The sequence below is a fragment of the Bradyrhizobium sp. genome (genome assembly GCF_022844465.1).
GTDB lineage: Bacteria > Pseudomonadota > Alphaproteobacteria > Rhizobiales > Xanthobacteraceae > Bradyrhizobium.
Map to the genome: position 1 here is coordinate 35,674 of NZ_JALHLP010000012.1, position 14,342 is coordinate 50,015.

Annotated in this window: 15 protein-coding genes; 7 read left to right on the plus strand and 8 right to left on the minus strand. The window is 64.7% G+C overall.

Annotation, left to right across the window (positions count from 1 at the left end; all coding sequences use genetic code 11):
• Positions 1–60 precede the first annotated feature (60 nt).
• Both purN and purM read right to left on the minus strand, forming a co-directional pair.
• Complete coding sequence (gene purN / locus Q0D31_RS17345; RefSeq protein ID WP_291853668.1) at positions 61–714, minus strand: phosphoribosylglycinamide formyltransferase; 654 nt, start codon at positions 712–714, stop codon at positions 61–63.
• Positions 711–1,796: a phosphoribosylformylglycinamidine cyclo-ligase gene (gene purM, locus Q0D31_RS17350; RefSeq protein ID WP_291853671.1), complete on the minus strand. Its 1,086-nt coding sequence runs from the start codon at positions 1,794–1,796 to the stop codon at positions 711–713. The genes purN and purM overlap by 4 nt, the downstream gene beginning before the upstream one ends.
• 159 nt (positions 1,797–1,955) lie before the next feature.
• On the opposite strand from purM, the gene Q0D31_RS17355 reads away from it, so the two are divergent.
• The 4 genes from Q0D31_RS17355 to ppx all read left to right on the plus strand — a co-directional run bounded on the left by Q0D31_RS17355 (position 1,956) and on the right by ppx (position 7,062).
• Complete coding sequence (locus tag Q0D31_RS17355) at positions 1,956–2,498, plus strand: CDP-alcohol phosphatidyltransferase family protein (RefSeq protein WP_291853674.1); 543 nt, start codon at positions 1,956–1,958, stop codon at positions 2,496–2,498.
• 45 nt (positions 2,499–2,543) lie between these two features.
• Positions 2,544–3,221 (plus strand): DnaA/Hda family protein, encoded by a 678-nt coding sequence (locus tag Q0D31_RS17360; RefSeq protein ID WP_291853676.1) that lies wholly within the window; start codon positions 2,544–2,546, stop codon positions 3,219–3,221.
• A 124-nt stretch (positions 3,222–3,345) separates the two neighbouring features.
• Positions 3,346–5,541 carry an RNA degradosome polyphosphate kinase gene (locus Q0D31_RS17365; RefSeq protein ID WP_291853679.1) on the plus strand — a complete coding sequence of 732 codons (2,196 nt, stop codon included), beginning with the start codon at positions 3,346–3,348 and terminating at the stop codon, positions 5,539–5,541.
• 18 nt (positions 5,542–5,559) lie between these two features.
• On the plus strand, positions 5,560–7,062 hold the full coding sequence (gene ppx / locus Q0D31_RS17370) for an exopolyphosphatase (protein WP_291853683.1): 1,503 nt from the start codon (positions 5,560–5,562) through the stop codon (positions 7,060–7,062).
• Between the two features lie 5 nt (positions 7,063–7,067).
• Here ppx and Q0D31_RS17375 read toward each other — a convergent pair whose 3' ends face one another.
• The 3 genes from Q0D31_RS17375 to ndk form a co-directional block, all read right to left on the minus strand.
• Positions 7,068–7,283, minus strand: a complete 216-nt coding sequence (locus Q0D31_RS17375) for a hypothetical protein (RefSeq protein WP_291853686.1) — start codon at positions 7,281–7,283, stop codon at positions 7,068–7,070.
• Between the two features lie 226 nt (positions 7,284–7,509).
• The gene (locus tag Q0D31_RS17380) at positions 7,510–8,349 is read right to left on the minus strand and encodes a TerC family protein (protein ID WP_291853690.1); all 840 of its coding nucleotides are present in this window, start codon (positions 8,347–8,349) and stop codon (positions 7,510–7,512) included.
• 38 nt (positions 8,350–8,387) lie between these two features.
• Positions 8,388–8,810, minus strand: coding sequence for a nucleoside-diphosphate kinase (ndk, locus tag Q0D31_RS17385; RefSeq protein ID WP_291853693.1), 423 nt, complete (start codon positions 8,808–8,810; stop codon positions 8,388–8,390).
• Positions 8,811–9,186: 376 nt separating this feature from the next.
• Between ndk and Q0D31_RS17390 the strand changes: the two genes are divergently transcribed.
• Both Q0D31_RS17390 and Q0D31_RS17395 read left to right on the plus strand, forming a co-directional pair.
• The gene (locus Q0D31_RS17390) at positions 9,187–9,375 is read left to right on the plus strand and encodes a hypothetical protein (RefSeq protein ID WP_291853696.1); all 189 of its coding nucleotides are present in this window, start codon (positions 9,187–9,189) and stop codon (positions 9,373–9,375) included.
• Positions 9,376–9,475: 100 nt separating this feature from the next.
• Positions 9,476–11,374, plus strand: coding sequence for an ABC-F family ATP-binding cassette domain-containing protein (locus Q0D31_RS17395; RefSeq protein ID WP_291853700.1), 1,899 nt, complete (start codon positions 9,476–9,478; stop codon positions 11,372–11,374).
• Between the two features lie 2 nt (positions 11,375–11,376).
• On the opposite strand, the gene Q0D31_RS17400 is transcribed toward Q0D31_RS17395, so the two are convergent.
• The 3 genes from Q0D31_RS17400 to Q0D31_RS17410 all read right to left on the minus strand — a co-directional run bounded on the left by Q0D31_RS17400 (position 11,377) and on the right by Q0D31_RS17410 (position 14,012).
• A complete protein-coding gene (locus Q0D31_RS17400) occupies positions 11,377–11,913 on the minus strand; it encodes a hypothetical protein (RefSeq protein ID WP_291853703.1) in 537 nt (178 codons plus the stop codon).
• 122 nt (positions 11,914–12,035) lie between these two features.
• A complete protein-coding gene (locus Q0D31_RS17405) occupies positions 12,036–12,488 on the minus strand; it encodes a DNA polymerase III subunit chi (RefSeq protein WP_291853706.1) in 453 nt (150 codons plus the stop codon).
• Positions 12,489–12,509: 21 nt separating this feature from the next.
• The gene (locus Q0D31_RS17410; protein ID WP_291853708.1) at positions 12,510–14,012 is read right to left on the minus strand and encodes a leucyl aminopeptidase; all 1,503 of its coding nucleotides are present in this window, start codon (positions 14,010–14,012) and stop codon (positions 12,510–12,512) included.
• A 71-nt stretch (positions 14,013–14,083) separates the two neighbouring features.
• Here Q0D31_RS17410 and Q0D31_RS17415 point away from each other — a divergent pair, with 71 nt between their 5' ends.
• On the plus strand, positions 14,084–14,245 hold the full coding sequence (locus Q0D31_RS17415) for a hypothetical protein (RefSeq protein ID WP_291853711.1): 162 nt from the start codon (positions 14,084–14,086) through the stop codon (positions 14,243–14,245).
• The last annotated feature ends 97 nt before the right edge of the window (positions 14,246–14,342 follow it).

Sequence of the window (14,342 nt, forward strand, 5' to 3'; positions counted from 1 at the left end):
TCGAATACGGGGCGCTGTTGTTCGACTGCCACAGCCAACGGCAGTCGACATCGCGCCATATCAGATTTTCCGCGGCGATATCAGAACGCCATCGCGCTCAGCGGCGCCCGATATCCTGCAGACGTCGCCCTCAAGGCGAATCTGGCCGGCAGCCAGGAGCCGCAGCGCCTCCGGATAGATTCGGTGCTCGACGCCGAGGGTGCGCGCCGCCAGCGTTTCCACCGTGTCGTCATCGGCAACCGCGACCGCACCCTGCATCACGATCGGGCCGGCGTCGGTTTCCGGGGTCACAAAATGCACGGTCGCGCCCGAGATCTTCACCCCGGCGTCGAGCGCCTGGCGGTGCGGATCGAGGCCCGGAAAGGACGGCAGCAGCGAGGGGTGAATGTTGAGCATCTTGCCGTGCCAGCGCTGGACGAATTCGGCGGTGAACAACCGCATGAATCCGCCGAGGCAGATCAGTTCGACCTTGCTGTGCTCCAGCGCCCGCTGAAGCGCGGCCTCGAACGCGGCGCGATCCCGCCCGAACGGCTGGCTTTCGATCACCAGGGTCGGGATGCCGCTGGCGGCGGCCTTTGCCAGCCCGGGCGCGTCGGCGCGGTTGGAAATCACTGCGACGATCGCGGCGGGAAAATCCGGCGCTTCGGCCGCCGCGACGAGCGCCGCCATGTTGGAGCCGCGCCCGGAAATCAGGATGGCAGTTCGGCGCTTCATGGCGAAAGATCGAGATGACCGTTATAGACCACGCGATGCTCTCCCTTGTCATCGGTCCGGGCCGCAATCACTTCGCCGAGCAAGGCTACGGTCTCGCCGCCTTCCGTCAGCACCTCCGTCACCTTCCCGATCGCCTCCGGCTTGACAATGGCGATCATGCCGATGCCGCAATTGAAGGTGCGCAGCAGTTCGAGCTCGGCGATGCCTCCCTGCGCCGCCAGCCATTTGAACACCGGCAGCACCGGCAGCCGTGCCAGATCGATGCCCACACCAAGATGCTTTGGCAGCACGCGAGGGATGTTGTCGGTGAAGCCGCCGCCGGTAATGTGGGCCAGTCCCTTGACCGCGCGGGTTTCGCGGATCGCGCGCAGGCATGACTTCACGTAGAGCCTCGTCGGCCTCAGCAAGGCGCCGCCGAGCGTCATGACCGGGGAGAACGGCGCCGGGTCGCCGAAGCCAAGGCCGCAGTTCTCCACGATCTTGCGAACCAGCGAGAACCCGTTGGAGTGAACGCCCGAGGACGCCAGCCCGATCACGGCGTCGCCTGCGGCGATGTCTGCACGCGGCAGCAACGTGCCGCGCTCGGCCGCGCCGACCGCAAAGCCCGCGAGGTCGTAATCCCCGTCCTTGTAGAGCCCCGGCATCTCGGCGGTTTCCCCGCCGATCAGGGCGCAGCCGGATTCCCGGCATGCCTCGGCGATACCGGCGACGATGGCCGCCGTCGCCTCGGGGTCGAGCTTGCCGCAGGCAAAGTAGTCGAGGAAGAACAGCGGCTCGGCTCCCTGCACGACAAGGTCGTTGACCGACATCGCCACCAGGTCGATGCCGATCCCGGCATGCAGGCCGGTCTCGATCGCGATCTTGACCTTGGTGCCGACGCCGTCGGTCGCCGCCACCAGCACCGGGTCCTTGAAGCCGGCGGCCTTGAGGTCGAACAACCCGCCGAACCCGCCGATTTCGGCGTCCGCGCCGGCGCGCGCAGTGGCGCGGACCATCGGCTTGATGAGGTCGACCAGGCGGTTGCCGGCGTCGATATCGACCCCCGAATCCGCGTAAGTTAGCCCGTTTTTGCGGTCGGTCATGCCCGAATTCCAGTATGATGACCGCTGGTTACGAGGAATTCCGCGATCCTGCAATGGTTGCCGGGCGCTTCCCGCATGTACTATGTAGATAACAAGCAGACAAGAACCGGCCGATCTCGCCAAGGGCCGGGTTGGGCCGGGAGCCGGGAAGCGACCGCGTTGAGCATACCGAACATCATCACGCTCGGCCGCATCATTCTGGTGCCAGTGATTGTTTGGGCAATCGTATCCAGCCAGATGGAAGTCGCGTTTGCGATCTTTGTCATTGCCGGCGTCAGCGACGCCGTCGACGGCTTTCTGGCCAAGCGATTCAACATGGCGAGCGAACTGGGCGCCCTGCTCGATCCGCTGGCTGACAAGGCGCTCTTGGTTTCGATCTTCGTGGCGCTCGGCATCTGGGGCGCGGTGCCGCGCTGGATCGTCATCCTGGTGGTGTCGCGCGACATCATGATTGTCACGGCCGTGATGGTGTCGTGGCTGCTCGACAGGCCGGTCCCGATGAAACCGCTGATGGTGTCGAAGCTCAATACGGTGGCGCAGGTGGCGTACGCGGCGCTGGTGCTGGCTTCGCTCGGCTTCAACTTCAAGCCGGCGCCCTACGACACGATCCTGATAGGCCTGGTAACGGTCTTTACTTTGGTTTCGGTCTCGCTCTATCTCGTCGAGTGGGTGCGTCACATGAGCACGATCGAAGCCGGCTAGCTCGATGGTGTCAGGCGCCGGGACGGCCCCGGCCTGGAGACTTGCGTGGCAGTGCGTGTTCAACCTCGTCAGCTCGCCTTTGCGCTGCCGCACGCGGAGAGCCTGACCCGCGACAATTTTCTGGAAGGGCCCGCCAACGAGGCCGGCCTCGCCTTGATCGAAAGCTGGCCCGACTGGCCGAACCGCATCATGCTGCTGGTGGGGCCGGAGGGTTCCGGCAAGAGCCACCTCGCCGCGATCTGGGCGGAGCAGGCCGGCGCGCGCGCGACCTCGGCCCACGCGCTCACCGCCCCTGACGTCCCCGGTGCGCTCGCCACCGGGACACTGGTGGTGGAAGACCTCAAGTCCGCCGGGTTCGACGAACGCGCGATGTTTCACCTGCTGAATCTGGCGCGCGAGGACGAGGCCTGCGTTCTCATTACGGCGCGGACCCCGCCGGCTTCGTTCGAGGTCGAACTGCGCGACCTCCGGTCAAGGCTGCGCGCGGTGCCGGTCGTATCGCTGCTGCCACCCGACGACCTGCTGTTTCGCAGCCTGATCGTCAAATATTGCGCGGACCGCCAGTTAGGCATCGACGAGGCCGTCGTCAGCTATCTGGCCAGCCGGATCGAGCGTTCCTATGCGGCCGCCCGCCGGGCGGTCGCCCTGCTGGATAACGAGGCGCTGCGGCTGGGCAGGCCGGTGACCCGGGCGCTGGCCGCCGAGCTGCTGCGCAACGTCTGAAACGCCCTCCTCCCGGCAAGCGCGGCCGGACCGTCAATGTCATTGAAACGACATTGGCGTATCACAAACTCAGCACTTGGCGCGCTGGCGTACCGCACCCTGACCCGAGATGGATCAAAGCCTTATGGAATCGGCCCAAGTCGTTGAAAAAAAAGAAAAAAATGTAGCTGACGAGGCCCTCCCTTCTATTGCCGCGGGCCCCGAAAGGTTCATTAACCGCGAGCTGTCCTGGCTGCATTTTAACCGCCGGGTACTGGAAGAATCGGTCAATCCGCACCATCCCGCGCTGGAGCGAGTGCGGTTCCTGTCGATTTCCGCCAATAACCTTGATGAATTCTTCATGGTCCGCGTCGCCGGCATCAAGGCCCAGGTCCGTGAAGGAATCGCCGAACGCAGCCCCGATGGCCTGACGCCGTCCGAGCAGCTTGTGCGCATCAACGAAACCGTTTCCGAACTCGCCTCAGACCAGCAGCGGATCTGGCGTGATCTGCGCGGCGTCCTGTCGGACGCCGGCATCACGCTTGTGGACGGTCACGACTTCACCAAGGCGGAGCGAAGCTGGATCGAGGATCACTTCCTCCTCAACATCTTCCCGCTGCTGACGCCGCTTGCGGTCGATCCGGCGCACCCCTTCCCGTTCATCCCCAGCCTCGGCTTCACCATCGCGCTGCAATTGTCGCGGGTATCCGACGGCAAGCCGATGAACGCGCTGATCCGCATGCCCGGCAAGATCGACCGTTTCATCCGGATGCCCCAGGGCAAGGACGGTCAGGTTCACCTGATCACGCTGGAGCAGGCCACGGGCCTGTTCATCGGCCGGCTTTTCCCCGGCTACACCGTCAAGGGCCAGGGCGCATTCCGCATCATCAGGGACTCCGAGCTCGAAATCGAGGAGGAGGCGGAGGATCTGGTTCGCCTGTTCGAGAGCGCGCTGAAGCGGCGCCGGCGGGGTTCGGTGATCCGCCTTGAGATGGAAGCCAAGATGCCGGAAGAACTTCGCGCGTTCGTGCAGCGGGCGCTGTCCGCGGCCGATGACGAGGTGTTTCTGGTCGATGGCGTGCTGGCGATGAACGAACTCTCGCAGCTCACCCGGCTCGACCGTCCCGACCTGGAATTCGTGCCCTACGTGCCGCGCCATCCCGAGCGGGTGCGCGACCATGGCGGTGACATCTTCGCCGCGATCCGTCAGAAGGACCTGATCGTTCACCACCCCTATGAATCCTTCGACGTCGTCGTGCAGTTCCTGCAACAGGCGGCGCGCGATCCCGACGTCGTCGCCATCAAGCAGACGCTCTACCGCACCTCGAATAACTCGCCGATCGTGCGCGCGCTGGCCGAGGCCGCCGAGGCCGGCAAATCAGTCACCGCCCTGATCGAGCTGAAGGCGCGGTTCGACGAGGAGGCCAACATCCGCTGGGCGCGCGACCTCGAACGCGCCGGCGTGCAGGTCGTATATGGCTTCCTCGAACTCAAGACCCACGCCAAGCTGTCGATGGTGGTGCGCCGCGAAGGTGGCGGTCTTGCCACCTACGTCCACACCGGCACCGGCAACTACCACCCGGTCACGGCGCGCATCTATACCGATCTTTCCTACTTCACCTCGGACCCGATCATCGGCCGCGATGCCGCGCGCGTTTTCAACTACATCACCGGCTATGCCGAGCCGAGCGACATTGAGCGGATGGCGGTGTCGCCGCTGACGCTGCGCAAGCGCATCGTCGAACATATCAGGGGCGAGGCCAATTTCGCCCGGCACGGCAAGCCGGGTGTCATCTGGATGAAGATGAACTCGCTGGTCGATCCCGACGTCATCGACGCGCTGTACGAAGCCTCGCAGGCCGGCGTGTCGGTCGAACTGGTGGTGCGCGGCATCTGCTGCCTGCGGCCGGGCGTGACAGGACTTTCGGAGAATATTCGGGTCAAGTCGATCATCGGCCGGTTCCTGGAACACGGCCGAATCTACTGCTTTGGCATGGGACACGGCCTGCCCGGACCAAAGGCGGCTGTGTATATCTCGTCCGCCGACATGATGCCGCGGAACCTCGACCGCCGCGTCGAGATCCTCTGTCCGCTGCAAAATCCTACGGTACATCAGCAGGTTCTCGAACAGATCATGGTTGCCAACCTGAAGGATACCGAGCAGAGCTGGCAGTTGTTGCCGGACGGGTCGTCAACGCGTATGAAGGCCGCGAAAGGCGAAGAGCCCTTCAATTTGCACAATTACTTCATGACGAATCCGAGTCTGTCTGGCCGTGGAAAGTCGCTCAAGGAATCTTCGCCGCGCCGCCTTACGCGCCGTAACGAACGTCAGCAATCGTAATCGCAAGGGGTTGTGGTGGTGAGGCGGCCGCGAAAGCGCGCCCGCAGCGTCGCCGTCATTGACATCGGTTCGAATTCGGTTCGCCTCGTCGTCTATGAGACGATGGCCCGCAGCCTCGTCACCATCTTCAACGAAAAGGCGCTGTGCGGGCTCGGTCGCGAGGTGCAGAGCACCGGCCTGCTGGCGGCCGACGCCGTCACCAAGGCCCTGACCTCGCTTCGGCGCTTTCGCGCGCTTTGCCGGATCCAGCGGGTCGGCCGCGTCCATGCAATCGCGACCGCCGCGTGCCGCGACGCCTCCAACGGCCCCGATTTCATCGCCAAGGCCGAACGCATCTGCGGCGTTCCGATCGAAGTGCTTTCGGGACCGCGCGAGGCCAAGCTGTCCGCGCTCGGCGTCGTCTCCGGCATCCACAATCCCGATGGCATTGTCGGCGATCTCGGCGGCGGATCGCTTGAATTGATCGACGTGCGGCGCAATCGCGTCCACAGCGGCGTCACATTGCCGCTTGGCAGCCTGGCGCTGCAGGACCTGTCGGAAAAGTCGTTAAAGCGCGCTGAACCGATCGTCAGCGCCGAACTGTCCAACGTGGCCCAGCTCAAGGCCGGCCAGGGCCGCACCTTCTACGCGGTCGGCGGCACCTGGCGCGCGCTGGCGCGCATCCACATCGTTCAGAGCGGCTATCCGCTGCGCGTCATGCATGGCTATTCGCTGCCGGCCGCCGACGCGCTGGATTTCGCCCGGCGCCTGCGCCGGCTCGCGGCCGCCAACATGCTCGCCAATATCGAACTGGTCGCCGACGCCCGACGTCCGCTCCTGGCCTACGCCGCGCTCGTGCTCGAATACATTATCCGCGTGGGCAAGCCGAAGACGATCGTGTTTTCAACCTTCGGCGTACGCGAAGGCTTGCTCTACGAGATGCTGCCGCCCCCGGAGCGCGCCAAGGACGGGTTTATCTGCGCCGCCCAGACCCTGAACGAACTATTGTCGCGGTCAGCCCGCCATGCCGAGGAGCTGGTGGCCTGGACCGACCGCCTGGTCAGGGTCGTGAAACTGACCGAAACCGCCGAGGACCGCCGCCTGCGCCATGCCGCCTGCCTGCTTTCCGATATCGGATGGCGGGTGCATCCCGACCATCGCGGCGAGGAGACGCTGAGCCTGATCACCAACGGCAATTTCGGCTCGATCAGCCACCAGGGCCGCGCTTTCGTCGCGCTGTCGGTATTCTATCGATACGCCGGCCTGAGCGAGGAGAACCAGCCGCCGGCGCGCATCCGGGCGCTGGTTCCGCCGGCGATGGACGACCGTGCCCGCATTCTCGGCGCAGCGTTCCGCGTCGCGCATCTGATTTCGGCCGCGCGCACCGGCGTATTGCCCGCGACGCATTTCCGCAGCAGCGGCCGCAAGCTGATGCTGGTGTTCGAACACCGCATGGTCGATCTCGTGGCCGACCGCGTCGGCAGCCGGTTCAGGCAACTGGCGCGGCTGATCGGACGCACCGGCTCGATCGTGCGCAAGTAGAGCAATCAGCGCGGCGTGAGTTGCAATTCCAGCAAGGCGAGCCTCTGCAGCACGACCGGATCTCGCTCGCCGCTGTGAGCCGCGCGCAGGATCGCCTCGGCGATCAGCCGTACATGTGAAGAAATCACAGGCTCGGGAAGCGAAGCCACGGCGGAGTCAAGCGCCACCTCCATCACCGAAACGACCTCGGGGGGAAACGACGCGTTGGCAAAGTTTTTCATGGAACTGGCCATCGACGACGCGGCTGGCGTCCTTCCGCGGGAATGCGATGTCAACCGCCTGGAATTGTTGTTTGATCCCCGCGTACAGAGTGTCTAATTTTCTAGGATCGCATTCGTTCCGGAAGACCGCGAAAAATCGCGCGCCCCCTGCGCTCGCGGTGTCTCCGACTGAATCCTGTTTGATCGGCGCTCGCGCGCCGGCGGCGCCGAGCCCGAACAGGGCAGGTTACGCCGCGTGCGCGGACTCTGCGGCGCTTCCCAGCCTGCGCTTGCGCCAGAGCGATCCCGCGACAAGCACCACCACGATGCCGAGTATTCCCAGCACGACCTCGCCGCCATGGCCGCCATTGGTGAAGTGCGATCCCATGCCGATCGATTTCAGCACACCGTCGAGGCCGATGCCGACCGGGCCGTTGAAGAAGGCGTTCAGCGGCGGCTGAACCACAGGGTCGGTCGCCATTACCTCGCCGGCGATCCAGCCCAGCAAGGCGGCGCCGGCCCAAACCAGGGCAGGCAGCCGCGTCAACAGCGCCATGATCAGCGCGGCTCCCGCGACGATCAGGGGAACACTGACGGCCAGCCCGATGACAAGCAGCGGAATGCTGCCATTGGCAGCCGCAGCGACGGCGATGACGTTGTCGAGGCTCATCACGATGTCGGCGATCGCCACGATCTGCACGGCCGCCCACAGGTGCGAGGCCGCATCCACGCCGCCCTCGCCCTCGGGTTCCGGAACCAGCAGCTTCGCGGCGATCACAAGCAGCGCCAGCCCGCCGACCAGCTTGAGGAAAGGAAGCCCCATCAGCGTCACGACGATCCCCGTGAAGATGATCCGCAGCAGCACGGCGACACCGGCGCCCAGCACCATGCCCCAGAACCGCTGGCGCGGCGGCAACCCGCGGCAGGCCATCGCGATCACAAGCGCGTTGTCACCCGACAGCAGGATGTTGATCCACATGATCTTGCCGAGTGCGACCCAAAAGGCTGGATGCTGCATCTCGGCCTGGAACTGGGTAAAGAATGCGGCGATCGTCGCCGGATCGAAAACGTGCCACAGCCAGTTCAAAGCGGTTCTCCTCCGGCATTCTCAGCCGTCTGCGTCGATCAGCCGACGATTTCGTTGCCCGAAAAGAATTGCGCGATTTCGATCGCCGCAGTCTCCGGCGCGTCCGACCCATGAACCGAGTTCTCGCCGATCGAGCGCGCGTGAACCTTGCGGATGGTGCCCTCCGCCGCCTTCGAGGGGTCGGTGGCGCCCATCACGTCGCGATATCTGAGGACGGCGCCCTCGCCTTCAAGCACCTGCACCACCACCGGGCCCGAAATCATGAAGTCGACCAGTTCGCCGAAGAACGGTCGCGCCTTGTGAACCGCATAGAAGGTCTCAGCGTGTTCCCGGGTCATGCGGATGCGCTTCTGGGCCACGATCCGCAGCCCGGCCTTTTCGATGAGCGCGTTGACGGCGCCGGTCAGATTGCGCGCGGTCGCGTCCGGCTTGATGATCGAGAACGTGCGTTCAACCGCCATGTCGAAGTCCTTACAAAAAACGCGGATTGGAGAGTTGCGGCGCTTATATCGGCGCGCCCCGTCGACGGCAAGCGGCTCGGTGACCTGCCTTCCCCGGCTCATTCCTGGTTCAAGGGCGCTGGGGAGCGCTTCGGACAGGAGCGCTTAGACGAATGGCTAGCAGTGGTTGACGCCGGCGCGCGCCCCGGTGGATGGGTCAGCCGGGCATTTTGCCGAGCTGGCCGAGCCGGCAGAGCTAACATGCTTCGGCCGTTTCGGGGTGGCGGCGTGCGACAAAACGCAAGCGAAACCAAATCTCCCGCCGTGACTTGTCCCTGCAAATACCACTCAAACCTTGCGACCGCTGCTGTGAGGTGGAACCGCCGAGAGAATAGCCATGCAAACCCAAATCAACCGCGATCCAGAACAGCTTGATCACAGGACGTGCCGTTCCATCTGCGATGCCGTGGGTGAACGGCTGCAGCGAAGTATCCGCCCCGAGACCGATTTGCCCTCCCGCTTGCGCGAATTGGTGGACGAGCTTGTCCGGCGCGACCGCACTCGGTATCCAGGGCATCTGCGTTGAACGCCTCGGGGCGCTACATATGCGTCCTGATCGATCGCTTGGGCGATCGATTTCGCCAATAATGGGTTGCGTTTGCCGCTGGCTCCGGTGACAACCCCGCATGCTTTCAATATCGGATATTTCCGTCCGCATCGCCGGGCGACTCTTGATCGATAACAGCACGGTGCAAATCGTGCCCGGCGCGCGCGTCGGCTTCGTCGGCCGCAACGGCGTCGGCAAGTCGACGCTGTTTAGTGCGATCCGAGGCGAGCTGCCGACCGAGTCGGGCAGTATCTCGATCCCACCGCGCTGGCGCATCGGCAGTCTGGCGCAGGAGGCGCCCGATGGGCCGGAAAGCCTGATTGAAGTCGTGCTCAAGGCCGATCAGGAGCGCGATGCGCTGCTGCGCGAAGCGGAGTCCGCCGATGACCCGCACCGGATCGCAGAAATCCAGACCCGGCTGGTTGACATCGACGCACACTCCGCGCCGGCGCGCGCGGCGGCGATCCTGAGCGGCCTCGGATTTTCCACCGCGGAACAGGCGCGGCCATGCGCCGAATTCTCGGGCGGCTGGCGCATGCGGGTGGCGTTGGCGGCGACGCTGTTTTCGGCGCCCGATCTGCTGTTGCTGGACGAGCCCACCAACTACCTCGATCTGGAAGGCACGCTGTGGCTGGAAGACCATCTGGCGAATTATCCGCGCACCGTGATCGTGATCAGCCATGATCGCGATCTGCTCGATACCTCGGTCGATCAGATCCTGCACCTCGACCGCTGCAAGCTGACACTCTACAAAGGCACCTATTCCTCCTTCGAGGAACAGCGCGCCAGCCGCGAGCTGCTCGACGCCAAGCATGCCAGGCGCCAGGCCGACGAGCGAAAGCGGCTGCAGGCCTTTGTCGATCGCTTCAAGGCGAAAGCCTCGAAGGCCCGCCAGGCACAGTCCCGGGTCAAGATGCTGGAGCGGATGAAGCCGGTCACCGCGCTGGTGACGCAGGACGTGCGCGAGATTTCGTTCCCGACACCGGAGCGGATGCTGTCGCCACCGATTATCGCGGTGGATGACGTCTCGGTCGGCTATGATCCGAAGAAGCCGGTGCTCAACCGCGTGACACTGCGGATCGACACCGACGACCGCATTGCCCTGCTCGGTTCCAACGGCAACGGTAAATCGACGCTGGTCAAGCTTCTGGCCAACAAGCTGCAACCCTTTTCGGGGCGGACCACCCGCGCCGAAAAGCTGTCGGTGGGTTATTTCGCGCAGCATCAGGTCGACGAACTCAGCCTCGACGCTTCCCCCTACGATCACGTCCGCAGGCTGATGCCCGACGCTCCCGAAACAAAGGTGCGCGCACGCACCGGCGCGATCGGCTTTTCCGGCAAGGCCGGCGATACCCTGGTCAAGAGCCTGTCGGGCGGCGAGAAAGCCCGGCTGCTGCTGGGGCTGGCCACCTTCTTCGGCCCCAATATGATCATCCTTGACGAGCCGACCAACCATCTTGATATCGACAGTCGCGCCGCGCTGGCCGAGGCCATCAACGATTTCCCCGGCGCCGTGATCATGGTCTCGCACGACCGCTATCTGATCGAGGCCTGCGCGGATCAATTGTGGGTCGTCGCCAACCAGACCGTGACCGTCTATGACGGCGATCTCGAAGACTACCGGCGGATGGTGCTGTCGGTCCGTGGCGCGCGTGGCGGATCGCGCGAGCGCGCCGGCGAACGCGGAAAACAGGGCGTCAAGGAAAGCGCCGGGAACAGCGTTTCGCCCGGCCGCGGCAGGAACGAAAAGCGGAAGCCGCTGAAGCAACGGATCGCTGAAGCCGAGGCGGAAGTCGAGCGCATTAATGCCATCATCGCCAAGATTGACGCCGCCCTCGCCCTGCCTGATCTGTTTACCCGCGATCCCCGGCAAGCCGCCCAGCTGAGCAAGGCTCGCGCCGGCGCTGAAGACGCGCTGCGGCGGGCGGAGGAAGACTGGCTGCAGGCCAGTTCGCAGCATGATCAAGCGACGGGTTGAGCCTATGCGGCCGGTTTCTTCTTCGGCTTGGCGGCTTTTGCCGGCGCAGCCGGCTCGGGCGCACGCTCGATCGAGGTCAGCCGTCCCGCGGTGAAGGTGTAGATGCCAGCCCGCTGCCCCCGCGAATAGTTGATGACAGCGACCCGGTCGCCGCGCGGATTGTTGGACAAATTCACATTGTCGGGCGCGCCGATGCCACGCACCACGTCGCATTCGGTATGACCGAGCGCCACAGTGCCCGTGGTCGACGGCGGCGGGCTGGCCGCCGCGCCATCGGCCAGGGCGTTGGCGTCCGCGCCCGGCGGCGCCATTCCCGGGCAGCCGCCGTCGGCGCTGACCAGTTCGTCGGGCGCGACCGCCTTGGTCGGCGTGAGCGGCGGCGTGTCGATCGACACGTTGCGGATGAACACGCGGCCGGAGCGTGAAAACCAGTCCGCGTCCTTTGACAGCAGGTCGGAAGCGCCCGAGCAGCCCGCCAGCGCGGGAGCGAGCAGCAACCAGATCAGCAGAGGTTTCCGATCGATCGTTCCGAGTCGCACGCTACACTATGCTCCTGCCCTAGACTGTAACCATTTGTCCGAACATCACTTTGCGGCATGACCATGGCTGCACGAAAGATCAGGCGCAGCAACGGCAGAGTATCATCGATTCCCGTGGATCGCTATTGCCGACGTTGCCACCGTCCCCGCTCGTCGGTCTGCCAATACGTCACCTCGAAGCCACGCGCCTTGCAATCGGTCCAGACTTCGCGCGCCGTGGTCAGTGCGTCGGCGTCGTCGCCATTGAAGACCAGCACGAGCCGTTCGTAATTTTCCGAATCGGCCGGCAGCGCGGCGTTGTCGATCAGGAACCTGACCTGGGCGCGGTTCGGGTTGCGTTCATCGATCGAGAGGATGATGGGCTGGTCCTGTGCGTCGCCGTCATGCGAGGTGCCGTGCGGCAGGAAGGAATCCTCGCTGTAGCTCCATAGGTGGGCGTCGAGCGCGTCGGTTCGCTCCTGCGAGGTGGATTGCACCACCACGCGCCAGCCGCGCTCCAGCGACTTTTCCAGCAACGGCGGCAACACGCTCTCGATCGACATGTTCTGCAGGTGGTAGAATAGGATTTCCGTCATCCGGATTTTCCATCCATCGAGCTACTTCTTGGCTTCGTAATGTTCCGCGACCAGCCGTTCCAGCAGCCGAACGCCGTAGCCCGAGCCCCAGCTGTGGTTGATATCGGTGTTGGGCGCGCCCATGGCGGTTCCTGCGATGTCGAGATGGGCCCACGGTGTATTGTCTACGAATCGCTGCAGGAACTGCGCGGCCGTGATCGAGCCGCCGTTGCGCACGCCGGCGTTCTTGACGTCGGCGAACTTCGAATCGATCAGCTTGTCGTATTCCGGACCGAGCGGCATCCGCCAGACGCGCTCCCCGGTTTCGTTCCCGGCCCTGCTCAGCCGCTCTGACAATTCATCGTTGTTGGAGAACATGCCGGCGTATTCGGTTCCGAGCGCAACCATGATCGCGCCGGTCAGCGTCGCGAGATCGACCATGAACTTGGGCTTGAACTTCTTGGCGACGTACCAGAGGACGTCGGCGAGCACGAGCCGGCCTTCGGCGTCGGTGTTGATGATCTCGATGGTCTGGCCTGACATTGAGGTGACGATGTCGCCCGGGCGCTGGGCATTGCCGTCGGGCATGTTCTCCACCAGGCCGATCGCGCCGACGACGTTGACTTTGGCCTTGCGCGCGGCCAGCGCGTGCATCAGCCCGACCACGCAGGCCGCCCCGCCCATGTCGCCCTTCATGTCTTCCATGCTGGCGGCGCCCTTGATGGAAATTCCGCCGGTGTCGAAACAAACGCCCTTGCCGACGAACGCCACGGGTTGATCGCCCTTCTTGCCGCCGTGCCAGCGCATGATCACGGTTCGACCGGGCTGCGTGGAGCCCTGCGCGACGCCGAGCAGCGCGCCCATCCCGAGTTTCTTCATCGCCGGGACGTCAAGTACCTCGACATCGACGCCGAGCTTCCTGAGCTGGCTCGCGCGCCGCGCGAATTCCACGGGGTAAAGGATATTCGGCGGCTCATTGACCAGTTCGCGCGCCATGATGACGCCGTCCACGACATGGGACGCCGGCGCAAACGCCTTGCGCGCCGCGGCGACATCGCCGACGGCAAGCGAAACGTCGGCGCGCAGGGTCTCGCTCTCGCCCTCCTTCTTCTTGGTTTTGTAGCGGTCGAAGCGGTAGGCGCGCAGCCGGATACCCGACGCAATCGCGGCGGCGGCGTCGGCCGGCATGGCCCCGTCCGGCAGTTCGGCGATGATGGTGACCACCGTGCTGGCGGCGTTGAGCTTGCCTGCGGTCACGCCGCCAAACCTAAGAAAGTCCTTCTCCTCGATGTCAGCCACCTTGCCGAGGCCGACGACGATCAGCCGCTCCGCCTTGATTCCCTCCGGCGCGGGCATATCGAGCGTTGAAGCGCTCTTGCCCTTGAACTGGTTGGCGGCGGCCGCACGCTTGAGCGTGTCGGCGGCCGTCCCGAGCGCCTTCCGCGTTTCCGCGCCGTACTTCAGGGCATCGTCGCAAAACACCACGAGAACGCCGCGAGTCGCTGCGGGAAAAGCGACAAAACCGACCTTGACGGCGTCGGGCATGGGTAGATCCTCCAGTATTCAGGCTGTCCTGCGGGTCCGGAATCGGCCCCGCGGTCGTCGACGAGTTATGATTGACCGGCCAGATCGCGCGGGACGCGACGTTCCTGCACTATGGCCTGCCCGCCGCGCCGCTGCCAAGCGTCGCCGTGGCGCGTTCGCCACATCGGGTGAATATTAACCATCCAGCCAAGGTGCCACGCCCCGGCCATTTTGTTGATGGATCAAAGGGATGATAGAGAAGATGAGGCGGCGCGCCGCTTGCGGTCCGACCAAGGGACAACCGGTAACGGGATTGGTCTGACAGCGGCTCGGCAAGTGCGCAAGGTGGGA